Origin of the sequence: Affinundibacterium nitidum, assembly GCF_014284155.1 — a bacterium.
Lineage (GTDB): Bacteria > Pseudomonadota > Gammaproteobacteria > Burkholderiales > Burkholderiaceae_D > Undibacterium > Undibacterium nitidum.
Genome location: NZ_JACOFZ010000012.1, coordinates 42,972 through 68,895, shown reverse-complemented (window position 1 = coordinate 68,895; position 25,924 = coordinate 42,972). Strand labels below are relative to the sequence as shown.

Below are 25,924 nucleotides of genomic sequence, written 5' to 3'. Positions count from 1 at the left end.
AACGTCTTGGACTTATGCCAAGCACTCCCCTATAATCAAACTCTACCCTTTGATGAGTTTCGACCCTAAGCATGCAGACAGAACCCATTCGTTTAACCTCTTTCTCCCACGGCGGCGGCTGTGGCTGCAAAATCGCACCCGGGGTACTTGCTGAAATCCTCAAGAAGACTAATGGCTTCGTGATTCCCGATGCATTGATGGTGGGAATCGAAACTTCCGATGATGCGGCTGTCTACAAACTCAACGACCAACAAGCATTGATTGCAACCACCGATTTTTTTATGCCCATTGTCGACGACGCTTATGATTTCGGGCGCATCGCGGCGACCAATGCCATCTCTGATGTTTATGCGATGGGTGGCACGCCGATTATGGCGTTGGCGTTAGTCGGTATGCCCATCAATCAAATCCCACTCGAAGTCATAGGAAAAATACTCGAAGGTGGTGCCAGTATCTGCCGCGAGGCTGGCATACCTATCGCTGGTGGGCATAGCATAGATTCCGTTGAACCAATTTATGGCTTAGTCGTGATCGGTCTCATCCACCCAGACAAAGTCAAACGCAATTCACAGGCAAGAGTAGGCGATCAACTGATACTTGGTAAACCGCTCGGTGTTGGCGTGCTATCTGCAGCGCTGAAAAAGCAAAAACTCAGCGATGCCGGCTATGCTGAGATGATTCGCAACACAACAAAGCTCAATAAACCAGGTATGGCCTTATCTCAGCTTGAAGGCGTCCATGCGATGACTGACGTGACCGGATTTGGCTTACTTGGGCATTTGCTTGAAATCTGCCGAGGTTCAAACGTTGGTGCCACACTGAAGTTAAATCAAATACCTTTACTCGCAGACGTCAGGGAATTAGCGGCTGCAGGTAACGTGACGGGCGCTTCCGCACGTAATTTCGCATCTTACGGTCAGGATGTCGATTTGAATGAATGCGATGAAGTTATGCGCGCCCTACTAACCGACCCACAAACGGCTGGTGGCCTCTTGGTTGCGTGTGCACCAGAAGCGACCGAGCAAGTCCTAGATTTTTTTCATCAACATCAATTTGAGCAAGCTGCAGTCATCGGCGAGATCACCGCTGGAACTGCACGTATTGATTTGCAGGGTAATTAAGCATTATTCTGTCATTCAACAAACTCATTTCACATTTCAAACAATATGAATCAATTAGATCAACTCAAACAATATACGACTGTCGTGGCCGATACAGGGGACTTCCAGTCGATGCAGGCGTACACGCCGCGTGATGCCACCACCAATCCTTCACTCATATTGAAAGCTGTTCAGAAGCCGGAATATCAGCCTTTGTTAGAGCAAGCCGTGGCTGCAAATAAAGACAAATCCACAGATGCGATTATCGATCAACTGCTCATTAGTTTTGGCTTGAAGATTCTTGACATCGTACCTGGTCGTGTCTCAACAGAGACCGATGCACGCCTATCTTTCGATACTGAAGCGACAGTCGCCAAAGGGCGTCAGTTGATCGCACTTTACGAGGCTGCAGGTATTCCTCGAGATCGTATCTTGATCAAGATTGCTTCCACTTGGGAAGGTATTCGCGCAGCAGAAATTTTGGAAAAAGAAGGCATACGTTGCAACATGACTTTGTTATTCTGCTTAGCACAAGCAGTGGCGTGCGCGGAAGCTGGAGCCCAGTTGATTTCACCATTTGTCGGCCGAATTTACGATTGGTTCAAAAAACAAACTGGTCAAGAAATTTTTGGCGCAGATGATCCAGGCGTGCTTTCCGTGAAACGCATCTACAATTACTACCGCAAGTTTGGCTACAAGACTGAAATCATGGGTGCAAGTTTCCGCAACACCTCTCAGATTTTAGAATTAGCTGGCTGTGACTTGCTGACAATTAGCCCAGACTTACTGCAAAAATTGAGCGAATCGAACAACACTGTTTCACCCAAACTCAACAAAGAAGCGGCTTTAGCATCAGATCTTGAGCGTATCGCAGTTGATGAAAAATCCTTCCGCTTCGCACTCAACGAAGATGCCATGGCGACAGAAAAACTGTCGGAGGGAATACGCCTCTTCTGTGCAGACACAGTTAAATTGGAACAGATGATTGAAAGCATGCGTTAAACACATGCGAAGATAGCTTGAATGGATCGGATGGGCGCTAAGAACTTGGTGCCCATTTTTTTGCGTATTTAAAATTAGACGGCGCTGTTTTTCGGGAAACTTCGCTGAAAACTTATTCCATCGGGCGCATCATTTTCGGCATTTCCCGCTTCGCACTTCGAAACTAAGTGAATCGCGCAAAAAATTTACCTCATTACTGAATCAACGCCCTTGTTTGCCAATTCATCTGCACGCTCGTTCCCAGCATCCCCCGCATGCCCTTTGACCCAAATCCATTGAATTTGATGGAGACGACAAGCAGCATCTAGCTCTTGCCACAGATCGACATTTTTTACTGGTGCTTTAGACGCGGTTTTCCAGCCTTTAGCCTTCCAGCCATCCATCCATTCAGTGATGCCCTTGAGTACATATTGACTATCGGTGTGTAAATCAATTTGGCAGGGCCGCTTAAGCGCGCCAAGGGCTTGAATCACGCCCATTAACTCCATGCGGTTATTCGTGGTTTCTTTCTCACCACCAAATAACTCTTTCTCATGCTTGCCTGCGATCAGCAAGGCTCCCCAACCACCAACACCAGGGTTTCCTTTACAAGCACCATCGGTATAAATCTTAATTTTGTCCATGCTTCTTTATTTTGTTCGCAACAGGAACTGCACTCACCTGTCGCATTTTTTTTCTTTGTAATGCGGGGCCAACCAAATGCATGCCACGTACGCGTTTGATAGCCTCAAACATATAAACAGCACCGAAATAAGGCCACCAGCGCTGCCCGATTTTCTCAACGAGATCTGAGCTGCTGAGCCACTGTTCGTTATTCACTGGCATTGCATAACAACCAAATTGGGTTTGACTTACTTCCATGCTTAACAACTTTAACCAATCTTTGAGACGATTAGCACTAATGAATTCCCCTTCTTTCGGCAAAAAACTACGCCCCGCCGCACGCCCAAACAGTTGGCGCGCGCCCCATAAACTAGCGCGATTTAGGCCGCTAATGATGACTCTTCCTTCTGGAATCAAAATGCGATCAACTTCACGCAATATCTGATGAGGTTCAGTTGCGAATTCCAAGACATGGGGCAATATGACGAGGTCTATACTTTGAGAATCAAAAGGCAATTCCGCGAAATCATGCACCACCACGACTTGATTGCGCGCCAAGAGGTTCGGAGCAGGCATCGTACTATCTGTTTGCCATTGATGCGGCATACGACTCGCTGCAAGCGCATGAATTTGTGGCAAACCAATCTGCAAAGCATGAAAGCCAAATATGTCGGCCGTCATCCGATTAAATTGCGCCTCCTCCCATGCACGGATATAACTCCCTGCTGGCTGCTCTAACCAGCTTCCTAAGTCTATAATGGGGGCTTCCGCAGGATTGGTAGAATTCACTTCACTCACTTTTTTGGTAAGACACAATGACAACGTCGCTTAGTATATTGACTGTACCCGCATTTGACGACAATTATCTCTGGATTGTACACAATGGTACTGATGCCGTTGTTGTCGACCCTGGTGATGGCAAAGCTATTTTGCAAGCATTACAAGACCATCAGCTTCAACTCAAGGCGATCCTATTAACCCATCACCATGCGGACCATGTAGGCGGTGTCCCCGATCTATTAATGTCCTTCTCAGTACCCGTGTATGGCCCCGCTACCGACAACATCAAGGCCGTGACACATCCATTAAATGGTGGTGACAAGTTATTAATTGAGTGCTTGAACCTCAATTTTCAAGTGTTAGCGATGCCAGGACATACGCTGGGCCACATCGCTTATTACAGTGAAAAAGAGCAGGTCCTGTTCTGTGGAGACACCTTGTTCGCTGGTGGTTGTGGCCGCATTTTTGAAGGAACGCCTGCGCAAATGTTCAATTCGCTCAATACGCTTGCCGCTTTACCTGAGCAAACCGCTGTGTACTGTGCGCATGAATACACCTTGTCCAATCTGCGCTTTGCTTTGGCGGCGAATCCGAACAACTCGGCATTACAGGTTCGACAATCGACAGACCAACAGAAACGTGATCAACATATCCCTACCGTACCGAGCACAATCGGCTTAGAGAAGCAGACAAATCCATTCCTGCGCAGTGCTGATCCTGATATCAAACGTAGCTTGATAGATCAACAGAAAATCGAAGAAGACGCTGACGAACTCGCGGTGTTTACTGCTCTTCGCACTTGGAAAAACAATTTCTGATCGAGTATCAATTGGCGCGTACGGATCTTAAAACACTGGCCTTGTTTTGCAAAGTTGTCGACAACTTTGGTGATATCGGTATTTGCTGGCGTTTAGCACGCCAGCTTCATCAAGAGCATCAGATCAAGGTGCAGCTGTGGGTCGATGACTTGGCGAGCTTCAAACGCATTTGCCCTGAAGTCAGTTGCGATATGGATCAGCAAATGATTGAAGGTGTAGACATATGCTTTTGGCGGAATCAGGATATTCCTTTCACCGCTGCAGAAATCTCCGATATCGTTATTGAATTCTTTGCCTGCGATATTCCACCCGCTTATATTCAAGCAATGACGGAGCATGATCCGAAGCCAGTTTGGTTTAATCTCGAAGGTCTCACTGCTGAAGATTGGGTAGAGGGTTGCCACACCCTACCCTCTTCTCATCCGCAATTACCGTTAACCAAATATTTCTTCTTCCCCGGCTTTAATCAACGCACTGGTGGCTTGATGTTTGAAGAGGACTTAGAGCAAAGACGTCAAAATTTCGCGAATGACCAGTCAGCACGCGATCATTTCTTGCGCCAGCTTGGGGCTCAGGATCAAGATTTGGAGGCCTTTAAGGTTTCCCTGTTTTGCTATCCACATGCACCGATTTTGCCCCTACTCGAGGCCTGGTCTGCTAGCGAAACGCCACACTTTTGCCTTGTCCCTCAAGGCGTTGCACAAGCGAGCATTGAAACGTTTTTTGGTACAAGCGCCGATGTGGGCAAAACCCTCACAAAAGGACAATTGCGCTTACTTATTATTTCTTTTGTACCGCAAAACGATTACGACAAACTACTTTGGGCCTGCGACTTTAATTTTGTGCGTGGCGAAGACTCATTTGTACGAGCACAGTGGGCACAACGACCATTTGTGTGGCACATCTATCCGCAGGATGAGCAGCTTCATCATAAGAAATTACGTGCCTTCCTTAACACCTTCAAACCGGCTACAAACACACTGCGGTCTTTGAATCTCGCTTGGAATGAAGTACTGCCCAACCTTCAGTGGGCAGAAGCGTGGAAACAAATCCGCTGTGAATGCGCAGAAATAGAGCAAGAAAGTGGGCTTTGGGCTCAAGAAATGCACAAAAATGGCGATTTGAGTGCAAATTTATTGAAATTTGCCCGCGCTTTAAGGCAAAACCACTCTTAAAATGCGGTAAAATGTGCGGTTAATTTTTGATGTGTTTTTCCAATTTGATCAAAACTGAGCTTGCAAGACTGTATTGCGGTATAGACAGCAGGCAGCAGATGATTTTTAAGTAACCACCTTTTTATTTATATTCATTATGAAACCTGCAAAAGAAGTCCGCGTTGGCAATATCATTATGGTTGACGGCAAACCTTTCATCGTTCTGCGTTCTGATGTCAACGGCTCCAGCCGTACTGGCTTCACTTACAAATGGAAAATGAAAAACCTGTTGACGAACAGCCCGTTGGAAAACGTATTCCGCGGCGACGACAAGTTTGACGTAGTTGTTTTGGACAAAAAACCAGTAACTTATTCTTACTTCGCAGATCCATTGTTCGTGTTCATGGACGCTGAGTACAACCAGTACGAAATCGAAGAAGAAAACTTGGGTGATGCATTGCACTACCTGAAAGATGGCATGGAATGCGAAGCTGTTTTCTATGATGGCAAAGCAATCTCTGTAGAATTGCCTACAACAATCGCTCGTCAAGTAATTTACTCTGAACCAGCGGTTAAAGGTAATACATCAGGTAACGTTTTGAAAGAAGCGAAAATCGAAAACGCGATTGAAGCGAACTGCCATATCGTTCAAGTTCCATTGTTCGTAAGTCAAGACGACATCATCGAAATCGATACACGCACTAATGAATACAAGCGCGTAGTTCGTAATTAATTCGTGCTTCAATTGGGTTTCATACCCACTGGAAAAATATGAGAAAGCTGTGTCTTCGAAAGGAGATACAGCTTTTTTCATTCAATCATTAAAAAATAATATAAAACCTAACTAAAAAAGCATTTTATTTAGAAAATTAACTTGAAATGAGGCAACAACTCGCCTAATCTAAGCTCACGATATCATGTCTTCGAAAGGGCTTTTTATGGCAACCGCTCCCATCCCCTCTACAGAGGCTCGCGAAAACCTCTTCGCTAGCAAAGCGACTAAGCAAAATGAGGTGAAGTCATTTGCGCCAAAAATAAGAGCCGAAGAAGATCAGATCAAACAAGCAACACCCAGTAGCGCGCCAACACAAACGCAAAAACCTGCGGCCCCTAAGCCAGTTGTGAATTCAAACGGACAAGTCACTGGCACCATTATCAATACCAGTGCCTGATTCTGATCCAAGTTAATCCAAACTCTTGTGTTGCCGGCTTTTTAAGCCGGCTTTTTTATATTCATTCGATCCTCAAGAAAGGGTCAACAATCTCAAGCTGCGAATGAATCGATTTAACAATCCTCAACAAAAATTGCCTTGCGGAAACACCATGAAATATCTATGCTAGCTTCAAGTTCAGAATTTCAGCGAGGAAGCGTCATGTCGATATCCGCCTTTGGCCCCAGCCCAGCTCGACCACAAGTTTTACCTGCACCTATTCGCGAAACGCGTTATTTAGCGTTGCAACCGGTCAATAATCCTACACCGTACACACCATCCAAACCTTTGGCGCCGTCACCTACACCTGAAACGCAAGTGCCTCCAAGTCGCCCGTTGGAGATTCTTAATTTACACGGACAAGTGACTGGAACACGCATTAATACTAGCGCTTAGTTTTGCACCCCAAAACAAAAAAGCCACCAGTGTTTCTGGTGGCTTTTGTTTTACTAAACTCTGACAAATATTCTCAAATTAAAGCCAGACTGCAAACGACAAGAGTGCCAGCAATAACATCCATAACAGCAGTGACCGCCACACTAAACCGACAGCACTTTGTAGGGAGCGAGGAGTCGCTTCGACCCCAGGCTGACTCTCCAACTCTAAACTATCGATATCAACAGCGCTTGCGTCAGCGGCAAGAATAACCGCCTTGTTCTCAGGCTCACCTAGGCGCACACCAATCGCACCACCACCAGCTGACAAAATAATCCCCAGCAGCTCATCGTTCCAACGACTCGCGTAATTACGCCAAGAATAAATCGCATCTTCGAAATTACCAACCACAGCAAAAGCTACCGCTGTCAAACGTGCAGGAATCCAATCAATCCAGTAAAAAATCCTGCGCGCAAATTGACCAAATTCTTCGTCTTGCATGTGCTCTGGCTCAGACCATTCGCGCGACAAAAACTCCGACATACGATACATAACCGCACACGCTGGCCCAACAGGCATCAAGAACCAAAAGAACACACCGAATACGTTGCGATGCGAAGCGATCAATGAGCGCTCAACTGCACCTCGTGCCACATCGGCCATATCCATCTGTGAGCAATCTTTATTGATCCAATCACCCAAATGGCGGCGAGCAGCTTCTTCATCGCCGGCACTCAAAGCTACCTGTATCGAGGTGAAATAGTGACTATATCGACGAAAGCCTAGCGTCAAATATACGATGACGACATTCCACGCGAAAGCAGCGAACGGGCTCAGACGCAAACACAGCCAATATACCAAAGCCGTTGGCAGGGTCAGCGAGCCGACCACAATCCACCAGCCAGTTTGGCCATGATGCGCTTTACCAGCATTACACCACGCCTCCACTTTCGCTGCAAAATGTTGAACCTGCGTATATACGGGATTATCGACGCGCAAAGGCTTCAACTGCTCGATCAATAAAGCGAAGAGAATGGAGAGAAATGTCATAGCTAAATCAAACTTCCCTAAGTAGAGGTCTATAGGACTGTAGCTCTATAGCGGGATTGTGCAAAGACCTTAAGTGTAAACTGAATTGGCGTGTTTATGAAGCAATACTCGGATCAAAGAGAGACGTCTGCGCGCAAAAAATGAAATAAATTACGTAGCATCCCTGCAGTAGCCCCCCAAATAAAATATTCTTGATAAGGCATGGCATAAAACTGGCGGCGACCAAGACCATTCGGCAAGGTCACTTCGCGTCGCTGATGATGACGAGGATTCATCAAAAAGTCCAACGGCACCTCAAAGATTGAGGCCACCTCGAACGGATCTGAACGCAAATCTAAGGGCGGATGCACCAGCGCCACCATCGGCGTCACGACGAAACCAGTGCCTGTATAGTAGGCCGGAAGTTGTCCAAGGAATTCCACTTGTTGCTCTTGCAGACCAATCTCCTCCTCAGCTTCTCGCAACGCGGTATGTAAAGGCGAAAGATCAGTGTCATCGACACGGCCGCCAGGAAAACTAATTTGCCCAGCATGATGATGGAGGTGAGCAGCACGCTGTGTCAGCAAGATTTGCACGCCATGCTCGCGAACCACAAGTGGGATCAAAACCGACGCCGGCTTGAAGACGCCCGAGGTATTTAACTTCGACTCTTCTGTTTCCTCTGGCTGCCAAGGCAAATCCATCTGAAAACGTTGGCGCAGGAAATCAATATGAAGACGAAACTCCTCCAAAGCCATCTCCTCGGCCACAGAATGGATGGGCATTTGCATGGGGTTGAAGCTAGTCACCAGTTCACCTTCTAATTCAAATCTAACAAAAAAAATCAATAAAAAAAGGGATGCCTAGGCATCCCTTTTTCGCGTCTTAAAGCAGTACAGAAATTATTCTGCAGCGACTTTACGGGCTGGCAACTTCTCTTTAATACGAGCAGATTTACCAGAACGTTCACGCAAGTAGTACAACTTAGCGCGACGTACATCACCGCGACGTTTCACTTCGATAGAAGCGATCAATGGTGAGTACAATTGGAATGTACGCTCAACGCCTTCACCAGAGGAGATCTTACGAACGATGAAGTTCGAATTCAAACCACGGTTACGACGGGAGATTACAACGCCTTCGTACGCCTGAGCACGCTTACGTGTGCCTTCAACTACGTTAACGTTAACAACCACTGTATCGCCAGGTGCGAAGTCAGGGATATTCTTAGCTAAGCGAGCAATTTCTTCTTGCTCTAATTTTTGGATCAAATCCATTTTTATCACTCCGAAAACCATCTTGCTGACGCCAACATTTCTTGCTCAGTAGAGGATGGGGTTAAACATGTGAACAAAGTTCACTCTAAAAAACATATGGTTTTCCACATGTTGATTTGCAATTTGAAACGCACTTTTCAGAGAATTTCAAACTACAAATTTCTTACAAAGGATCGAGCGAATTTAAAAACTGCTCATCCTTCTTACTCAGCAAACCCGTTTTTCGCGCTTGCTCGATTAAATCTGGGCGTTTCTGCCAACTCACCAATAAAGATTGCTGACGTCGCCATTTTTCAATTTCAGCATGGTTACCCCCCATTAGCACGGTTGGTACACCGTTGCCGTTGAAGTTCTCTGGCCTGGTGTAATGCGGGCAATCCAACAAACCATTTACGAAACTATCTTCTACTGCGGACGCTTGATCGTGCAAGACGCCAGGCAATTGCCGCATCACTGCGTCCAACAAAGCCATCGCAGGCAATTCGCCACCCGACAAAACGAAATCACCAAGGCTAATTTCCTCATCAACTTCTTCGTCGAGTAATCGCTGATCAACTGCCTCGTAACGTCCGCACAGAAGCACCATGCCTGATTCTTGCGACAACTCCATTACTCGCTGATGCTTTAGCGGTTTACCTTGCGGCGACAGATAAATCACCTTCGGTGAATGCAAACCCAAGTCTGCTTGCCGTTGCTTTGCAGCGTGAATCGCCTGTTGCAAAGGCCCTGGCATCATCACCATTCCTGGTCCACCGCCATAGGGGCGATCATCCACAGTACGATGACGATCAGTAGTGAAATCACGTGGATTCCAAAACTTCAACTCACACTTTTTTTGTTCAAATGCTCGGCGCGTAATACCAGACTCAGAGATGGCTGCAAACATTTCAGGAAACAAAGTAATGACATCAAATTGCACTACGATTTTCCTTTCACATTACTACCAAGGACTCCCCACACAAGCCGAGCCTTAAAAATCTGAACCCCAGTCCACCACAATCTTCTTGGTTTGCTGGTCGACTTCTTTGACGAAATGATCGACGAAAGGAATCAAACGTTCATGCTTCATCAATTCAGCTTCTGGCACTTCAGCGCCAGCGACACGTAAAATTGATTGCGCACCATTGTCCATCATGGCACGAACCACCCCGAGTTGTTCACCCTGGAGGTTTTCCACGCTCAATCCCAACAAATCTACCCAATAGAATTCACCATCAGGTAAAGCCGGGAACAATGCTCGCGAAACTTTGACCACGGTACCCTTTAAAGCTTCCGCAGCATTTCGGTCATCAACTTCACCTAGTCGCGCGACAATGTCTTCGCCATGAATCTTAGAACTCAGACGTTTAACTTCGCGCTGCCCTGCATTGCTCGGAGCTTCCAGCCAAAAGACCGGCGCATCCAACAAAGCATCAGCGTTCGATGAATAAGGACGAATTTTCACCCACCCTTGAAGACCAAATGCTCCTGAGATGTGGCCAACAAGGACCAAATCTTCAGGAGCAGATTGTATTGCGCTTTGTGCTACAGCCACTTGCTTACTTTCTTGCCCAGCAGTCTGGCCAGGCAGTACTGAATCGTAAAATTCAGACAATTAAGCTGCTTTATTAGCTGTCGCAACCAAACGTGCAACTGCTGGCGACAATTGTGCGCCTACGCCTTGCCAGTAAGCCAAACGGTCTGCTGCAATACGCACTTCTTCTGCATTGCCAGTAGCGATTGGGTTGTAGAAACCGATACGTTCGATGAAACGACCATCACGACGATTGCGTGAATCAGTTGCAACGATATTGTAGAAAGGGCGCTTTTTTGCACCACCACGAGCTAAACGAATAACGACCATAATATTTCCAAAAAATTGTCAAAGGACGGAAAAAGCCGCAAATTATAACGTGCAAAACCCGTTTCTTGCAAGGCTTATTGTTGGCATCAAACCGATGCGTACGAAGAAAGACTGCATATTTTACGCGAAATTGACGCATTTTTCCTGTACAAGCTCACTCGCCATGAGCAATGTCACTCTCACCCCTTGCAAAATCAGCTAGAATCAGCGCTTTCCGCGTCTTGATTGAGTCACCATGAGCACCCCACATAAAAATAAAACCCTTGCCACTTTCTTAAGCTTTAGCCTTGGCAGCTTTGGTGCCCATCGCTTTTATCTGCATGGCAAAACCGACCCTATCGCTTGGCTCCATGCACTCAGTTTGCCGCTTTCCATTTTATTATCGAAACTCTATTTCAACCTCAACGATTTCGTGACTTATGGCCCATGGCTGATTTCGCTCTTGGTTGCCCTTTTCATGACCTTGATCTTAGGACTGAAATCAGATGAGAAATGGGATGCTAAATACAATGCTAGTTCAGGTCAGAAAAGCGATTCCAGTTGGCTCTTGGCCTTGATTTTGGTGTTTGCTGTAGGGTGTGGCGCGATTACCTTAATCGGCATGATGGCACGGGCGTTTGATTTGCTTTATACCGGTGGAGCTTATGGGTAATATGTGTCGAAATGAAGATTATCATCTCGTCAATTACCTCTGCCCAGCATCTATTTTCAGACATTTACTAAAATAGATCAAAAGAGGAAGCAATAGTCTTTAAATTAATTTCAAACTTTGCCAGCACAAAAAAAGCCCGAATCACTTCGGGCTTTTTCTTTTGCTCAAAACTTAAATCACAACATCAGAACTGCTCAACCGACAATGCCATCACACCAGCCGCACCTTCAACGATGGAAGAACGTAGGCCAAATGACGTCGTCAAAATATGATCAGCGAAGAAACGCGCTGTTGCTACTTTCGTTTGATTGAAAGAAGTATCGCCCTCACCTGCTGCGTTCAATTTATCGGCGATCAAAGCGGCACGTGCTAGCTGCCAACCACCCAAGACTACGCCCGCCAATTTCAAGTAGGGTACGCTGCCCGAGAAGACTGCTTTGATGTCTGATTTGAAGTTAGCGACCACGAAGTTGACCACATCTTCCAAAGCCGTTGCACCGAGCGCCAATTGCTTAGCGATAGCTTGCAAATCCACATTGCTGCTTGTTGCCAATTCTGCCTGGGTTGCACGAACTTGCGCGATGAAATGTTTCGCCACTGCACCCGCGTCACGTGCTGTTTTACGGCCAACTAAGTCATTGGCTTGAATCGCCGTTGTACCTTCGTAGATCGTCAGGATTTGTGCGTCACGATAGTATTGTGCTGCGCCTGTTTCTTCAATGAAGCCCATGCCGCCATGAACTTGAACGCCAGTGGATGTAACGTTCAAAGACATTTCAGTCGACCAACCTTTAACGATAGGCACTAAGAACTCATAAGCTGCTTGATTTTGTTTGCGTACCGCTTCATCGGCAGCGTGGTGTGCTTTATCGCTCATTGCTGCGGCGACGTAAGCCAACGCACGCGCACCTTCAATTTGTCCGCGCATAGACATCAACATGCGACGGACATCTGGGTGATTAATAATCGCTACTGGACCTGGGGATCCAGCTAAGTCACGTGACTGCACGCGATCTTTAGCATATGAGACTGCTTTTTGGTAAGCACGTTCTGCCACCGCGATGCCTTGCATACCAACGCCGAAACGTGCTGCGTTCATCATAATGAACATGTATTCGAGGCCGCGGTTTTCTTCGCCAACCAAGGTACCGATCGCGCCACCATTGTCACCAAATTGCAGCACGCAAGTTGGGCTCGCTTTGATACCGAGTTTATGTTCGATAGACACACAATGTGCATCATTACGCGCACCCAAGCTACCGTCAGCATTAACCAAAAATTTCGGAACGATAAACAGTGAGATACCTTTGACGCCTTCTGGCGCATCCGGTGTACGAGCCAATACCAAGTGAACGATATTTTCTGCCATATCGTGTTCACCATAAGTGATGAAGATTTTGGTACCAAAAACTTTGTAAGTGCCGTCGCCTTGTGGCACAGCGCGTGTACGCACCATCGCCAAATCCGAACCAGCTTGTGGCTCAGTCAAGTTCATCGTGCCTGTCCACTTACCTGAGACCAAATTCTCGAGGTAAGTCGCTTTGTCTGCATCACTACCTGCAGTTAGCAAAGCTTCGATCGCACCGTCACTTAACAATGGGCACAAAGCAAAAGACAAGTTCGCCGCGTGCAGCATTTCGATACAAGGTGTTGCCACCAATTTCGGCAAGCCTTGACCACCGAAATCCGTAGGGTGCTGCACACCTTGCCAGCCTGCTTCAGCAAACATCTTGAAAGCTTCTTTAAAGCCTTTAGTGGTGAATACTTGACCATCTTTCCAATAGCTTGGTTCTTGATCACCCGCCCAATTCAAAGGCGCAATAACTTCGCTGGTAAAGCGCGCGTTTTCTTCTAACACCGCTTCTACGGTTTCTGGCGTTGCATCTTCGCAGCCAGGTAAGGCATTCACTTCATTCAGGCCAGCCAATTCGTTCATCACGAACAGCATGTCTTTAATTGGCGCTACATAACTCATACAGTCTCCCAATATCTCAATTCATTGTTTTGTTCAGATAAGCTCTGATAACCAAAGGGCGCAGAGAATTCTGATGATTTCTCTGCGCCCTCTACGATGATGGACTCTCGTTAGTCGAAAATCACAACATCAATGTGTAGCTAGCGCTTAGCCTAACTCTGTTACCAGCTGTGGCACGATTTCAAACAAATCGCCAACGATGCCGTAGTCTGCCACAGAGAAAATCGGTGCTTCCGGATCTTTGTTAATCGCTACGATCGTTTTGGAATCTTTCATCCCAGCCAAATGTTGGATCGCGCCGGAAATACCTACTGCGATGTACAAAGTTGGCGCAACGATCTTACCTGTTTGACCCACTTGCCAATCGTTCGGTACGTAGCCAGCATCCACCGCAGCACGAGATGCACCCATCGCTGCGCCGAGTTTGTCAGCCAATGGTTCCAATACTTTAAACGCTTCCGCAGAACCCATACCACGACCACCGGAAACGATGACTTTCGCCGCTGTCAATTCTGGGCGATCAGATTTTGCTACTTCGCGAGAAACGAAAGCAGACTTGCCGCTATCTGCTACCGCGGGCACAGATTCCACAGCTGCAGAACCACCTGTTGCGGCTGCATCAAAACCAGTTGTACGCACTGTGATCACTTTAATGCTGTCGGTCGATTGCACAGTCGCGATGGCGTTACCAGCGTAGATTGGACGTTCAAATGTATCTGCAGATTCCACTTTCGTGATTTCTGAGATTTGCGCGACGTCAAGTTTGGCGGCAACGCGTGGCAAAATGTTTTTGCCATAGGCAGTTGCTGGCGCCAAGATGTGTGTGTAGCCAGAAGCAATCGTCAAGACTTGCTCAGCAACGTTTTCTGCCAAACCTTCAGCGAAATAAGCTGCATCGGCGTGCAAGACTTTGCTCACGCCTGCAATTTGTGCAGCTGCTTGCGCAACAGCGCCAGCATTGTGGCCAGCAACCAATACGTGTACGTCACCACCGCATTTAGCAGCAGCAGTAACAGTGTTCAATGTACTTCCCTTCAAGGAAGCATTATCGTGTTCAGCGATGACGAGTGTAGTCATGATGTTTTCCACTTATTCTGTAACGGGACTTCCGCGTTACTCAAATTAATTAAGGTCGATACGATTTACAAAGACAATCGTGTTGGAATTAACCAATCACTTTCGCTTCATTTTTCAATTTGCTTACCAGTGTTGCGACGTCTGGCACCATGATGCCGGCGGAGCGTTTAGCGGGTTCAGCGACTTTTAATGTTTTGATGCGGGAAGTGACATCCACACCCAAGTCAGCAGGCTTGACGTTATCGAGTGGTTTTTTCTTTGCTTTCATGATGTTTGGCAAAGTCACATAGCGTGGCTCGTTCAAACGCAAGTCTGTTGTTACGATTGCAGGCAATGTCAAACTCAAGGTTTCCAAGCCGCCATCAACTTCACGTGTCACTGTCGCTTTACCGTCAGCAACTGTGACTTTGGAAGCGAAAGTCGCTTGTGGCCAACCCAACAAAGCCGCCAACATTTGGCCAGTTTGATTGCAGTCATCATCGATCGCCTGTTTACCCAATACGATCAATTGTGGTTGCTCTTTATCAGCCAAAGCTTTCAACAACTTAGCGACGGCCAATGGTTGCAGTTCTTCGTCCGTTTCCACCAAGATGCCGCGATCCGCACCAATCGCCATTGCTGTACGCAAGGTTTCTTGGCATTGCGCCACACCGCAAGACACCGCTACGATTTCCGTCGCAACGCCCGCTTCTTTCAAGCGTGTTGCTTCTTCTACTGCGATTTCATCAAATGGGTTCATCGACATTTTGACATTAGCGATATCAACGCCAGAACCGTCGGACTTGACGCGGACTTTAACGTTATAGTCAACCACGCGCTTAACTGGTACTAAGACTTTCATAGGTTTGCCTTTACTATGGTGTACTGATAAGAGAAGAAAATAAAACTAAAAAATCGTGCCTCGGTTCACGCCTTCGCCACAATATGAACTCAACTAATACTCCTGTCGAACACTTTTGCTCTGGATAAATTGACGTAAACGTAAAGTAATTGATTATAGATGTTAACAGGAAACCCGTCTGCTGTTTTAGAACGTTCGTTCTTTTTTTGCGAAACTGACGAACTCCTCTATGAAAATGACCCGGTTTGATAAAAAAAAACCACAAAAATCTTTGTGGTTTTTTAAGATTATCTAGCAATTAACATGAGTTGTTACGCAATGTCAGCTGACGTTTGCGCGCACGCTCCTCATTTACGCTTCAAAAAATATTCGAATTCGTTGCTTGCTTCCAAATGCGACAGCAATTCATTGCCAGTCTGTTTGGAAAAGGCTTTGAAATCACGGACAGAGCCCGGATCAGTGGCGATCACACGCAGCACTTCGCCGGTGATCATTTCTGCCAAGGCTTTCTTGGCTTTCAGGATAGGCAACGGGCAACTTAGGCCACGTGCATCCACTTCTCTATTGAATTGCATGATTTTCCTTGGGGAAAGAAAAGTACAGTATAGCTCTTGTGCTCAGCTTCTTGCTGAATCTTTATGCAGGAATTCTACCGCAATTTACAAAGACTTGTGCAATGCAACACGCAAAAATACTTGGACGACACGCGGATTCTCTTAGTTCGAGTATCTTTGTGCAACAAATACGGGGAAACAGATTCCGCACCGCAATAAACTTAATATTTCAATAGCTATTGCGGTGCTTAGAATCTCGTGCGAAAGCGATTACAGTTTCGCGCCTAACCAGCCAGCGACACTCGCCAATGCTGTTGGCAAGCCGCTAGGGTCGGTACCGCCAGCCTGCGCCATATCTGGACGTCCGCCGCCTTTACCGCCGACTTGTTGCGCAACGAAATTGACTAAATCACCCGCTTTCACTTTGCTAATCACATCTGCGGAAACACCGGCCGCCAAACTCACCTTACCATCAGCCACCGACGCTAAAACGACGACCGCCGTTTTCAATTGGTCACGCAAGCTGATAACAGAATCACGCAAAGCTGTGCCATCTGCGCCATCTAAAGTCGCAGCCAATACTTTCACGCCATTAATGTCGGTTGCTTGGGAGACCAAGGCCAAAGCTTGGTTTGCCGCCAGTTTAGATTTCAATGCAGCGACTTCTTTTTCGAGCGATTTCATTTGCTCTTGCCACTGCAATAAACGACCGCCAATTTCTTCAGGCTGCGTTTTCAATACCGCAGCCGCTTGTGCGATACGGCTATTCATGTCTTGTACTAAATTGAAAGCTACCTCGCCCGTCACTGCTTCTACGCGACGAATACCAGCGGCGATACCGCCTTCACCGACGATCTTGAACAAGCCAATATCACCTGTACGATGCACGTGAACACCACCGCACAACTCACGCGATGTACCGATGTCCAATACGCGAACTTCATCGCCATATTTTTCACCGAACAAGGCCATCGCACCATGTTTTACCGCATCATCAAATGACATCAACTGTGCTTGCGTCGCCACGTTCGCCAAAATTTCGCGATTGACGATGGTTTCGACCTGACGAATTTCGTCTGCCGTCATTGGCGCATTGTGACTGAAGTCGAAACGCGTTTTTTCTGCATCAACCAATGAACCTTTTTGCGCCACATGCGCGCCCAACACTTCACGCAAGGCCTTGTGCATCAAATGCGTGGCGGAATGATTGCGAATCGTATGCGCACGCAATACTTTATCGACTTGCGCACTCACGGCATCGCCTACACCCAAGCTACCTGCGCTCAAAATGCCATGATGACCAAACACATCCGCTTGAATTTTTTGCGTATCCACGACATCAAAACTGACACCGTTTGCAGCTTGCAAAACACCTGCGTCGCCACATTGACCGCCTGATTCCGCATAGAACGGTGTAACGTCCAAGACCACGATCGCAGCTTGACCCGCTTCAATTTTTTGTACGGCAGCGCCATCAACATAAAGCGCGATCACTTTACTGTCATAGCTCAATTGTTCGTAACCGACAAACTTCGACTTCTCACCGTTGTATTCGATCGCCGTGTTCATCTTGAACTTACCAGCAGCGCGAGCCATTTGTTTTTGGTTCGCCATCGCTGCATCGAAGCCTGCTTCATCGAGCACCACGCCACGTTCGCGGCAGATATCGGCCGTCAAATCTAATGGGAAACCGTAAGTGTCATACAGCGTGAATGCGGTATTACCATCGAGGTTTTTACTGTCTTTTGCGAGCGCCGCTTCGAGGATCTTCATACCGTGCTCGAGAGTTTCGCCGAAACGTTCTTCCTCTTGTTTCAGTACCTGTGCAACGCGTTCCCCAGCTTCAGCCAACTCAGGATAGGCAACGCCCATTTCTTTCACCAAATCAGCGACCAATTTGTAGAAGAATGGCTTGGTTTGACCCAATTTGTGGCCATGGCGCAAAGCGCGGCGGGTAATACGACGCAATACATAACCACGACCCTCATTACCAGGAATGATGCCGTCGACAATCAAGAAGCCTGCGCAACGAATATGATCCGCGATGACTTTCAAAGAGTTATTGTTCAAATCTGTGCAACCGGTTTCGCGTGCAGCGGCTTTGATCAAGTTTTGGAAAGTATCGATTTCGTAGTTGGAATGCACATGCTGCAATACCGCTGCGATGCGTTCCAAGCCCATACCCGTGTCAACGCATGGTTTTGGCAATGGATGCAAAACGCCTTGCTCATCTTTATTGAACTGCATGAAAACCAAGTTCCATACTTCGATGAAACGGTCACCGTTTTCGTCTGGAGAGCCTGGAGGACCACCCCAAATTTCTGGGCCGTGATCATAGAAAATTTCGCTGCAAGGACCACATGGACCTGTGTCAGCCATTTGCCAGAAATTATCGGATGCGTAGCGTGCACCTTTGTTATCGCCGATACGGATAATGCGCTCAACTGGCACACCGATCTCATCTTTCCAGATGTTGTAGGCTTCGTCGTCTTCTTGGTAAACGGTAACTGTCAATTTATCTTTTGGCAAACCGTAGACGACGGTCAACAATTCCCAAGCGTAGTTAATCGCATCGCGTTTAAAGTAATCGCCAAACGAGAAGTTACCCAGCATTTCGAAGAAAGTGTGGTGACGTGCGGTATAACCGACGTTTTCCAAATCGTTGTGCTTACCCCCTGCACGCACGCTGCGTTGTGCCGTTGTAGCACGGCTGTAGCTGCGTTTGTCTTGACCCAAGAACACGTCTTTAAACTGCACCATACCGGAGTTGGTAAACAACAAAGTCGGATCGTTACCTGGTACCAAGCTAGATGAACGGACGATGCTATGGCCTTTGGATTCAAAGAATTTAAGGAATTTTTCGCGAATTTCTGACGAGTTCATAGGTTTTTATAATCTAAATGAGGCAAAAAGCCGTGCTAAAGGTGAAATTAACCTTTGATTATACGTGAAACAGAGCCCGTTTTTCTGTCGAAAATGAAAAACCCACCGAGTATTGCTACTACGGTGGGTTCACGCCCCGGTTAAGGGGAATCGAAACTAGTGCCGCTCAATTTGAAGTGCGAGCGTTGTGTTTTTTGTTGTAGATCTTGGCGCTCGCGCGATTTTCTTGCATTTGAAGCTTGGCACGTTCTGCTTTCGTTACCACCCCGTCAGCCTTCGCGGCTTGTTCATTGGCTTCGATTTTAGCTTCACGGCGTTCAAGATTTGCTGTTTCTTTCGCAGTCAATTCGCCAGAGGCTACGCCGTTTGCAATACGTTTTTGCTGTCTTGCTTCGCGCTTGTCAATATTCGGTGTCGCTGTTTGTGCAAAAGCGGATACGGAAAATGCACCTACCAACAATACTGCCAAGATTTTAGTTGCTTTCATGTTTTTCTCCTTAAGACGTTTCGTCAAGATTCAATTCGGGGGTTTATTCTTCAGTTTGAACACATTGCTGCATCCATGAGTCCATAACGGCCATTCTAACGAATCAGACGACCAAAAATCTGTAAGCAAGGTAAGCATTTGTAACTGTCAAAAGCTCATTATGCAAAATCCGCAGCGATCAAATCGATGCGGTCAGTGCAAAAGCCGTCTACACCCCATGAGAACAACTCTTTGGCGCGAACGGGATCGTTGACGGTGTAGCAGAACAAACCATACCCCGCTGACTTGATCTCACGCGCCCAATCAGCGGTCAGATACTTATGATTAGTATTGAGAGAGACTGCAGAAAGTTTCTCCAAGCTCGCCTGCCAATTACATTCGTACTCATCCAATAAGTAAGCAAGCGACAATTCCGGCGCAGCTTGTTTAGCCCACATCAAAGCATCAAAAGCGAAAGAAGAGAATAATGGCTCCCGCACTGTTTGCCCCTCTGCCTTTAATTCAGCGAGAAGGCGCTGACTAGTGCGAGCGACCACCTCTCCAGTCTGTTTTTCAAAACCGGGGGCTGGTTTAATTTCTACATTCATCCAAATGCCATGCGCCTGGCAAAAACGAAAGATGCTTTCGTAATCAGGAACCGTAACATGTGAAAAACGAGGATCGAACCAAGAACCGGCATCCATTTGCAGCAAATCTTTGGCCAAAGTGTTGGAAACTGAACCCTTTCCGGCCACGGTTCTACCGAAATCAGGGTCATGCATTAGCACAGGGACTCCGTCCTTTGATAACATGACATCGAATTCGACCGCATGGAACCCGTATTCGAGGCCGCATTGCATCGCCAACAAAGTATTTTCAGGGGCAAGTTTGCCAGCGCCACGGTGGGCGACGATTTTGGGATAGGGCCACATAAAGAACTAACCTCTCTAAATTAATTTGGACTGACACAAAATTGCACTGGCTAGGCGTAGCGGCGAAGACAGTACATAGGTACGGCGAGCCGCGAACAACACCGCCAGCGTCTGTTTTGCGTCAGTCCTTGTACAGTATCAATAACCATAACAGCATATATGCAGACGACAAGAAACCACAAGCAAGAAAAAACTTCCTTAGGCCATATTCGTGTGCTCGACTTAACGCGCGTTTTAGCTGGCCCGTGGTGCGCCCAAAATTTAGCCGATCTCGGCGCAGAAGTGATTAAGGTCGAACGTCCTGGCGCTGGCGACGACACACGCAGTTGGGGCCCACCGTATTTGCAAGATCAAGACGGCAACAACACCACTGAAGCAGCCTATTACCTTGCAGCCAATCGCGGCAAACGCGCCATCACAGTTGATATTTCAACGCCACAGGGACAAGAGATCATTCGTGAGTTAGCGAAACAATCGGATGTGGTTCTCGAAAACTATAAAGTCGGTCAACTCAAGAAATATGGTTTAGATTACGAGTCGCTCAAGCAAATTAAGCCGGACTTGATTTATTGCTCAATCACAGGCTTTGGGCAAGATGGTCCTTACGCGCATCGCGCAGGTTACGATTTCATCGTCCAAGGCATGGGCGGCTTTATGTCGTTGACTGGCGAGCGCGATGATCTTCCCGGTGGTGGTCCGCAAAAAGCGGGGGTCGCGATTGCCGATTTGATGACGGGTATGTATGCGTCCATCGCTGTCTTAGCCGCTCTAAATTACCGTGATCGAACTGGTGAAGGCCAATACATCGATATGGCTTTACTCGACACACAGGTCGCAATGCTGGCAAACATGAATACCAATTACCTCACCAGCGGCAAAACACCCAAGCGCTGGGGTAATGCGCATCAAAATATCGTGCCTTACCAAACATTCGCCACTTCTGATGGCCATATCATCGTGGCTGCTGGTAACGATGGTCAGTATCGTAAGTTTGTACAAGCCGGTGGTTGTCCTGAACTTGCTGACGACGAACGTTTTGCAAGCAATCCTCAGAGGGTCAAACATCGCGACACGCTTGTTCCTATCTTGGCTGACATGGTCAAACGCAAAAGCAAGAAAGAATGGATTAGTGAACTAGAAAATGCGGGAGTCCCTTGCGGCCCAATCAATACTCTCGATGAGGTATTCAACGACCCACAAGTTATCGCACGCGAAATGTGCGTCGACTTACCTCACCCCACTGCAGGCAAGGTCACCTTGGTTGGTAGCCCCATGAAATTGTCAGCGACACCCATCGTGTATGACACGGCGCCACCGCTGTTGGGACAAGACACCTCTGCGGTACTACGTGAAATTCTGCAATACGATGATGATCAAATTGAAAACCTAAGTAAGAACGGCATCATCTAAAACAACCAAAGGTGGCGGCTGGCAGTACCATTGGCTTCGCATTGGCAAATATCTGAGGCTTGGTCAACTATGCTCCTCGCAAGACGTTAATGGATCAGGTACATCTTTTCACCAATGCGCCTCAACCATTAAGGAAATATCATGCGTATCGCTACCCTCATTATCTCCGTACTTGCTTTAAGCCAATTGAGCGGCTGCGTCGTGCATCGCGATTACGCGCAAGGCCGATATAACCGCGGCTATGCGACTAGCTACCAAACACAATACCCAAGCCAGTATCCAGGGAATTACCAAACGCAATATAGCGAAGCATACGCTAATCAAGCACAGCAACCTGCTTATGCTTCTCAATATCAAGAGCCCGAGCAGTATCAAGCTCAACCAATGAGCGAAGTCGCACAGATAGTCGGCATTCGTAATATTGCACAAGCACGCGAATCGAATGGCGGAGGTGCTGTCTTAGGCGCTTTGATCGGTGGCATTATCGGTAATCAGCTTGGAAAAGGTGATGGCAATAACAGCCATCATCGTGGACGTGGCTATGATCGGGGTCGCCACCGTGACAACAATGATGACGGTGCTGGACGTGCGGTAGCAACAGTCGGCGGTGCCATTTTAGGTGGCGTGATTGGTAACGAGATCGATCGTTCTTCATCAGAACCACAAAGCGTACAGACCGAAGTCACCTTCCGTTTGCCAAATGGTCAAGTGCAAGCGACTCGCCTTGCTAACCCTGGTCATTTACGTGTCGGTGATCGCGTTCGAGTCAGCTTCCAAGGCGGTCGTTGGGTGCTCATCTAATTTTAATCACAATCAATTGCATCAAAAAAAACGCGGAGCCTTAAAGCTCCGCGTTTTTTACTTGCGGGGCCTAAACAACAGCCCCACTGATTCATTATTTCGCAGCAGCTGCTTTCTTGGCAGCACCGGCGAAATCACCTGCATAGTAGTGCGCAAATGCATCTGGCTTGATGTATTTACGAATCGCAGCGTTCACTTCATCTAAAGTTAAGCTTGCAATCTTTGCTTCCAATGCAGCAGGAAACGCCATACTGCGACCTAAGTACAACTGGCCACGCAAGGCACCTGCCAAAGCTGGATCTTGTGCACGACGTAATGCATAAGTCTGAGCCAATGCTTGTTTCGCATCCGCCAACTCGGTCGCCGTAATGCCGTCTTTGACAAACAAAGCGAGCTCCTCTTTTACCGCATTTTGCAAACGCTCTAAATTTTGCGGAGCGAACATCGCAAACAATGTGACATTGGCGGTTTTATCGAGCGCCGGCATGGACAAACCACTGCCTACACCATAGCTAATACCTTCTTTTTGACGAATACGGCCAAACAAGCGAGACTTAATTCCGCCGCCCAACACATTATCTGCAACCAACAAAGCTGGATATTCAGGTGCTTGATCGTTCATTTCGAAAGGCAATTCAGCCATGTAGAAAGCATTTGCTTTATCTGGTGTTTCCAGTTTCAAAGAATCCGCTTTCGCTGCGATGCCAATGTTACCCGCGCGCGTAAACTTAGCAGGGCTATTCCAATCACCAATCAAGCTGTTCAATTTCGACTTCACTTGTGCAGTGTCGAAATCACCAACCAAAGTGAATTCCGCATTACTTGCACCGTAGAAGTTTTTGTAGAAGTCTTTAACGGAATCCAGAGTTGCTACTTTGTACTCGGCCAGACCTTCATCAATACTTGAAGCGTAACGAATATCGCCTTTTTTGTATGGCGCATTTTTCTTCGCTTTAGCGGCTTCAGCGGCAACTGATTGGGGCTCGCTACGTGAGCTTTCCAATGCAGACAAGTTCTCTTTTACCAGCAAATCGAATTCACTTGGTGAGAAGCTTGGTGCACGCAATACTTCGCGAATCACGTCCAATAAAGCAGGTAAATTTGCACGGACTGTTTCGAAGTTGACATTCACACTTTGACCAGAACCGGCCACATTCAACTTCGCTTTCAATTCGCCCAATTTAGTATCGAGTTCCGCACGTGTGAACTTGCTAGAGCCGCGCATCAACATATCTGCAGCCAAATCGGAAGGAACCATCTTGCCGAACAATGATGCTTCATCGCCCATGTGCAAACTCAAGCTACCAAACACGGTTTCACCGCGCGTCTTTTTGCTCAACAACGCAACTTTGGCGCCGTTTGCCAAGTTGAATTTCTCAGTGCGCTTATCGATGTTTGCTGGCGTCGCATCGAATGATTCGCCGGCTTCCACTTTCGCACGGCCTTTATAGCCATCAACCAATTTTGCTACGTCTGGCACATCTGGTACTACTGCGCGATCAGGCGCTGCTACAGGAATGAATTGACCAAAACTACGATTGTCTTGCTTGAAGTAATTCTTCGCAACACGATTTACATCGGCCAAAGTCAAGGCTTCAATACGATCGCGTTGGATAAAGAATAAACGCCAGTCGCCCATCGCGATAGATTCAGACATGCTCACGCATAAACGTTGTGGATCATTGATCGTTTTTTCCAAATCATTGAGCAAGTTCGTTTTCGCGCGCTTGAGTTCTGCTTCTGTCACAGGAGACTTTTCCAAGCCTTCAACTGTTTCAATCAAAGTTTTCTTAGCAGCATCAACGCTTTGGTCTTTACTTAACATTGCCAGATACATCGCATAGCCAGGTTCAGCTAATTGGAAAGTGATATTAGCAACATTGACCGCTTGCTTCGTTTCAACCAATTGCTTATGCAAACGACCATTTGGTGCGGAGCCAATAATGTCACCTAACGCAGCTAAAGCGGCGGCATCTGCGTGACTACCTGGTGCAGTTGGATACAATACTGCAGCCATTTGCTGGTCTGTAACGCGGCGTACTGTCACTTCGCGCACGCCGTCACGGGCTTGTTCGCGTGTCCATGTCTTTTCAAGTTGACGAGTTGGCTTGGCCACAGCGCCGAAAGTTTTTTCAATCAAGGCCAAAGTTTTGGCTGTATCGAACTTGCCTGCAACCATCAACACAGCGTTATCAGGTTGGTAGAACTTACGGTAAAAACCCTGCAAGTTCTCGATCTTCACACCTTCTACGTCGGCACGTGCACCGATGGTGTTATTGCCATAGTTATGCCAATCAAAAGTGACGGCAGCGAGCTGTTTCCACAGTACACGGAATGGATTATTTTCACCAATTTCCATCTCGTTACGAACCACTGAGAATTCTGTATCGAGATCACTACGAGCGATTTTGGAATTGATCATGCGATCAGCTTCCATATTCAAAGCCCATTGCAAATTATCTTCACTTGCTGGGAAAGTTTCGTAGTAATTTGTACGATCGTAGAAAGTCGTGCCGTTAAATTGCATGCCGCGCTTACTTAATTGATCCATCAAGTTACCGCTAGTCTTTGTGCCCTTGAACAATAAGTGTTCCAACAAGTGGGCCATGCCGGTTTCACCATAACTCTCATGGCGAGAACCTACCAAATAAGTTACGTTCACAGTTGTCGTAGGCTTGGAAGCATCGGGTGCCAACAATACGCGCAGGCCATTCGCCAAACGGTATTCTGTAATGCCTTCAACAGACGTGTATTGGGATGCAGCAACTTTACTTGCTTTTGCATCCGCCTTTGCTGCTGGTTTGGCTTCTGTTGCATACACAGATGCGCTGGCAGCGCTCAAAGTTAAAGCAACGGCTAGGCAAATCGGTTTCAATTTCATGAACTACCCCATTTCTTGGTTAGAAAAACCCACCTCGTCTAAATGCGAAGTAGAAAAAATCCATATCTTTGTAAAAAAGATATTAAATTCAAGAATAGCAAATATTTTGCGCTGTGCGTATGAATTCGACGAAATAAAGAAAAACGATGACGAAAGCCTCGGGGAAATGGATGAAATCTAATGAATTTCCAAATAGATTTATTTCTTGTTCGCACTGATGCGACCGACCAAACCAAAAGCTTGACCGTTCATACCTTAAC

26 protein-coding genes are annotated in these 25,924 nt (G+C 47.1%); 10 read left to right on the top strand and 16 right to left on the bottom strand.

The features are described 5' to 3' along the window. Nucleotides 1–71: 71 nt before the first annotated feature. Complete coding sequence (gene selD / locus H8K36_RS18100; protein WP_186917884.1) at nucleotides 72–1,121, top strand: selenide, water dikinase SelD; 1,050 nt, start codon at nucleotides 72–74, stop codon at nucleotides 1,119–1,121. 45 nt (nucleotides 1,122–1,166) lie between these two features. After that, on the top strand, nucleotides 1,167–2,102 hold the full coding sequence (tal, locus tag H8K36_RS18095; RefSeq protein WP_186917885.1) for a transaldolase: 936 nt from the start codon (nucleotides 1,167–1,169) through the stop codon (nucleotides 2,100–2,102). A gap of 185 nt (nucleotides 2,103–2,287) precedes the next feature. On the opposite strand, the gene rnhA is transcribed toward tal, so the two are convergent. After that, on the bottom strand, nucleotides 2,288–2,725 hold the full coding sequence (gene rnhA, locus H8K36_RS18090; protein WP_186917886.1) for a ribonuclease HI: 438 nt from the start codon (nucleotides 2,723–2,725) through the stop codon (nucleotides 2,288–2,290). Further along, nucleotides 2,712–3,494: a class I SAM-dependent methyltransferase gene (locus H8K36_RS18085; protein ID WP_370587251.1), complete on the bottom strand. Its 783-nt coding sequence runs from the start codon at nucleotides 3,492–3,494 to the stop codon at nucleotides 2,712–2,714. Before H8K36_RS18085 ends, rnhA begins: the two co-directional genes overlap by 14 nt. 26 nt (nucleotides 3,495–3,520) lie before the next feature. Here H8K36_RS18085 and gloB point away from each other — a divergent pair, with 26 nt between their 5' ends. From gloB to H8K36_RS18060, 5 genes are all read left to right on the top strand, one after another. Next, nucleotides 3,521–4,303: a hydroxyacylglutathione hydrolase gene (gene gloB, locus H8K36_RS18080; protein ID WP_186917888.1), complete on the top strand. Its 783-nt coding sequence runs from the start codon at nucleotides 3,521–3,523 to the stop codon at nucleotides 4,301–4,303. Then, a complete protein-coding gene (gene earP, locus H8K36_RS18075) occupies nucleotides 4,285–5,478 on the top strand; it encodes an elongation factor P maturation arginine rhamnosyltransferase EarP (RefSeq protein ID WP_230404805.1) in 1,194 nt (397 codons plus the stop codon). The genes gloB and earP overlap by 19 nt, the downstream gene beginning before the upstream one ends. A gap of 136 nt (nucleotides 5,479–5,614) precedes the next feature. Then, on the top strand, nucleotides 5,615–6,190 hold the full coding sequence (locus tag H8K36_RS18070; RefSeq protein ID WP_186917889.1) for an elongation factor P: 576 nt from the start codon (nucleotides 5,615–5,617) through the stop codon (nucleotides 6,188–6,190). A gap of 205 nt (nucleotides 6,191–6,395) precedes the next feature. After that, entirely contained in the window at nucleotides 6,396–6,629 is a 234-nt protein-coding gene (locus H8K36_RS18065) for a hypothetical protein (RefSeq protein WP_186917890.1), read from the top strand. A gap of 201 nt (nucleotides 6,630–6,830) precedes the next feature. After that, entirely contained in the window at nucleotides 6,831–7,064 is a 234-nt protein-coding gene (locus H8K36_RS18060; RefSeq protein WP_186917891.1) for a hypothetical protein, read from the top strand. A gap of 78 nt (nucleotides 7,065–7,142) precedes the next feature. On the opposite strand, the gene H8K36_RS18055 is transcribed toward H8K36_RS18060, so the two are convergent. From H8K36_RS18055 to rpsP, 6 genes are all read right to left on the bottom strand, one after another. Next, complete coding sequence (locus H8K36_RS18055) at nucleotides 7,143–8,093, bottom strand: CobD/CbiB family protein (RefSeq protein ID WP_186917892.1); 951 nt, start codon at nucleotides 8,091–8,093, stop codon at nucleotides 7,143–7,145. Nucleotides 8,094–8,206: 113 nt separating this feature from the next. After that, nucleotides 8,207–8,881, bottom strand: a complete 675-nt coding sequence (locus tag H8K36_RS18050; protein WP_186917893.1) for a CoA pyrophosphatase — start codon at nucleotides 8,879–8,881, stop codon at nucleotides 8,207–8,209. 93 nt (nucleotides 8,882–8,974) lie between these two features. Next, nucleotides 8,975–9,349 carry a 50S ribosomal protein L19 gene (gene rplS / locus H8K36_RS18045; protein WP_186917894.1) on the bottom strand — a complete coding sequence of 125 codons (375 nt, stop codon included), beginning with the start codon at nucleotides 9,347–9,349 and terminating at the stop codon, nucleotides 8,975–8,977. Between the two features lie 163 nt (nucleotides 9,350–9,512). After that, nucleotides 9,513–10,268, bottom strand: a complete 756-nt coding sequence (trmD, locus tag H8K36_RS18040) for a tRNA (guanosine(37)-N1)-methyltransferase TrmD (protein WP_186917895.1) — start codon at nucleotides 10,266–10,268, stop codon at nucleotides 9,513–9,515. A 51-nt stretch (nucleotides 10,269–10,319) separates the two neighbouring features. Further along, nucleotides 10,320–10,883, bottom strand: coding sequence for a ribosome maturation factor RimM (gene rimM, locus H8K36_RS18035; RefSeq protein WP_186917936.1), 564 nt, complete (start codon nucleotides 10,881–10,883; stop codon nucleotides 10,320–10,322). A gap of 60 nt (nucleotides 10,884–10,943) precedes the next feature. Next, nucleotides 10,944–11,192, bottom strand: a complete 249-nt coding sequence (rpsP, locus tag H8K36_RS18030; RefSeq protein WP_186917896.1) for a 30S ribosomal protein S16 — start codon at nucleotides 11,190–11,192, stop codon at nucleotides 10,944–10,946. A 235-nt stretch (nucleotides 11,193–11,427) separates the two neighbouring features. On the opposite strand from rpsP, the gene H8K36_RS18025 reads away from it, so the two are divergent. Continuing rightward, on the top strand, nucleotides 11,428–11,844 hold the full coding sequence (locus H8K36_RS18025; protein WP_186917897.1) for an NINE protein: 417 nt from the start codon (nucleotides 11,428–11,430) through the stop codon (nucleotides 11,842–11,844). 184 nt (nucleotides 11,845–12,028) lie between these two features. Here H8K36_RS18025 and H8K36_RS18020 read toward each other — a convergent pair whose 3' ends face one another. The 7 genes from H8K36_RS18020 to ugpQ form a co-directional block, all read right to left on the bottom strand. Then, nucleotides 12,029–13,819, bottom strand: coding sequence for an acyl-CoA dehydrogenase (locus tag H8K36_RS18020; protein WP_186917898.1), 1,791 nt, complete (start codon nucleotides 13,817–13,819; stop codon nucleotides 12,029–12,031). 147 nt (nucleotides 13,820–13,966) lie between these two features. Then, complete coding sequence (locus H8K36_RS18015) at nucleotides 13,967–14,896, bottom strand: electron transfer flavoprotein subunit alpha/FixB family protein (protein WP_186917899.1); 930 nt, start codon at nucleotides 14,894–14,896, stop codon at nucleotides 13,967–13,969. Between the two features lie 88 nt (nucleotides 14,897–14,984). Then, nucleotides 14,985–15,737, bottom strand: coding sequence for an electron transfer flavoprotein subunit beta/FixA family protein (locus H8K36_RS18010; RefSeq protein ID WP_186917900.1), 753 nt, complete (start codon nucleotides 15,735–15,737; stop codon nucleotides 14,985–14,987). A gap of 347 nt (nucleotides 15,738–16,084) precedes the next feature. After that, nucleotides 16,085–16,312: a sulfurtransferase TusA family protein gene (locus H8K36_RS18005; RefSeq protein ID WP_186917901.1), complete on the bottom strand. Its 228-nt coding sequence runs from the start codon at nucleotides 16,310–16,312 to the stop codon at nucleotides 16,085–16,087. 249 nt (nucleotides 16,313–16,561) lie between these two features. Beyond that, nucleotides 16,562–19,174 (bottom strand): alanine--tRNA ligase, encoded by a 2,613-nt coding sequence (gene alaS / locus H8K36_RS18000; RefSeq protein WP_186917902.1) that lies wholly within the window; start codon nucleotides 19,172–19,174, stop codon nucleotides 16,562–16,564. Nucleotides 19,175–19,340: 166 nt separating this feature from the next. Further along, the gene (locus H8K36_RS17995) at nucleotides 19,341–19,661 is read right to left on the bottom strand and encodes a hypothetical protein (protein WP_222611269.1); all 321 of its coding nucleotides are present in this window, start codon (nucleotides 19,659–19,661) and stop codon (nucleotides 19,341–19,343) included. 158 nt (nucleotides 19,662–19,819) lie between these two features. After that, on the bottom strand, nucleotides 19,820–20,572 hold the full coding sequence (ugpQ, locus tag H8K36_RS17990) for a glycerophosphodiester phosphodiesterase (RefSeq protein ID WP_186917903.1): 753 nt from the start codon (nucleotides 20,570–20,572) through the stop codon (nucleotides 19,820–19,822). A 159-nt stretch (nucleotides 20,573–20,731) separates the two neighbouring features. Between ugpQ and H8K36_RS17985 the strand changes: the two genes are divergently transcribed. Next, nucleotides 20,732–21,982 (top strand): CaiB/BaiF CoA transferase family protein, encoded by a 1,251-nt coding sequence (locus H8K36_RS17985; protein WP_186917904.1) that lies wholly within the window; start codon nucleotides 20,732–20,734, stop codon nucleotides 21,980–21,982. Nucleotides 21,983–22,123: 141 nt separating this feature from the next. After that, nucleotides 22,124–22,783, top strand: a complete 660-nt coding sequence (locus H8K36_RS17980) for an outer membrane lipoprotein (RefSeq protein ID WP_186917905.1) — start codon at nucleotides 22,124–22,126, stop codon at nucleotides 22,781–22,783. 94 nt (nucleotides 22,784–22,877) lie between these two features. Here the strand turns inward: H8K36_RS17980 and H8K36_RS17975 are convergent, their stop codons facing one another. After that, nucleotides 22,878–25,664: a M16 family metallopeptidase gene (locus H8K36_RS17975; RefSeq protein ID WP_186917906.1), complete on the bottom strand. Its 2,787-nt coding sequence runs from the start codon at nucleotides 25,662–25,664 to the stop codon at nucleotides 22,878–22,880. Between the last annotated feature and the right edge of the window lie 260 nt (nucleotides 25,665–25,924).

Coding starts and splice junctions, on each gene's coding strand:
- selD (WP_186917884.1), top strand. CDS start 72: ATGCAGACAGAACCCATTCGTTTAACCTCTTTCTCCCACGGCGGCGGC.
- tal (WP_186917885.1), top strand. CDS start 1,167: ATGAATCAATTAGATCAACTCAAACAATATACGACTGTCGTGGCCGAT.
- rnhA (WP_186917886.1), bottom strand. CDS start 2,725: ATGGACAAAATTAAGATTTATACCGATGGTGCTTGTAAAGGAAACCCT.
- gloB (WP_186917888.1), top strand. CDS start 3,521: ATGACAACGTCGCTTAGTATATTGACTGTACCCGCATTTGACGACAAT.
- H8K36_RS18070 (WP_186917889.1), top strand. CDS start 5,615: ATGAAACCTGCAAAAGAAGTCCGCGTTGGCAATATCATTATGGTTGAC.
- H8K36_RS18065 (WP_186917890.1), top strand. CDS start 6,396: ATGGCAACCGCTCCCATCCCCTCTACAGAGGCTCGCGAAAACCTCTTC.
- H8K36_RS18060 (WP_186917891.1), top strand. CDS start 6,831: ATGTCGATATCCGCCTTTGGCCCCAGCCCAGCTCGACCACAAGTTTTA.
- H8K36_RS18055 (WP_186917892.1), bottom strand. CDS start 8,093: ATGACATTTCTCTCCATTCTCTTCGCTTTATTGATCGAGCAGTTGAAG.
- rplS (WP_186917894.1), bottom strand. CDS start 9,349: ATGGATTTGATCCAAAAATTAGAGCAAGAAGAAATTGCTCGCTTAGCT.
- rpsP (WP_186917896.1), bottom strand. CDS start 11,192: ATGGTCGTTATTCGTTTAGCTCGTGGTGGTGCAAAAAAGCGCCCTTTC.
- H8K36_RS18025 (WP_186917897.1), top strand. CDS start 11,428: ATGAGCACCCCACATAAAAATAAAACCCTTGCCACTTTCTTAAGCTTT.
- H8K36_RS18020 (WP_186917898.1), bottom strand. CDS start 13,819: ATGAGTTATGTAGCGCCAATTAAAGACATGCTGTTCGTGATGAACGAA.
- H8K36_RS18015 (WP_186917899.1), bottom strand. CDS start 14,896: ATGACTACACTCGTCATCGCTGAACACGATAATGCTTCCTTGAAGGGA.
- H8K36_RS18010 (WP_186917900.1), bottom strand. CDS start 15,737: ATGAAAGTCTTAGTACCAGTTAAGCGCGTGGTTGACTATAACGTTAAA.
- H8K36_RS18005 (WP_186917901.1), bottom strand. CDS start 16,312: ATGCAATTCAATAGAGAAGTGGATGCACGTGGCCTAAGTTGCCCGTTG.
- alaS (WP_186917902.1), bottom strand. CDS start 19,174: ATGAACTCGTCAGAAATTCGCGAAAAATTCCTTAAATTCTTTGAATCC.
- H8K36_RS17995 (WP_222611269.1), bottom strand. CDS start 19,661: ATGAAAGCAACTAAAATCTTGGCAGTATTGTTGGTAGGTGCATTTTCC.
- ugpQ (WP_186917903.1), bottom strand. CDS start 20,572: ATGTGGCCCTATCCCAAAATCGTCGCCCACCGTGGCGCTGGCAAACTT.
- H8K36_RS17985 (WP_186917904.1), top strand. CDS start 20,732: ATGCAGACGACAAGAAACCACAAGCAAGAAAAAACTTCCTTAGGCCAT.
- H8K36_RS17980 (WP_186917905.1), top strand. CDS start 22,124: ATGCGTATCGCTACCCTCATTATCTCCGTACTTGCTTTAAGCCAATTG.
- H8K36_RS17975 (WP_186917906.1), bottom strand. CDS start 25,664: ATGAAATTGAAACCGATTTGCCTAGCCGTTGCTTTAACTTTGAGCGCT.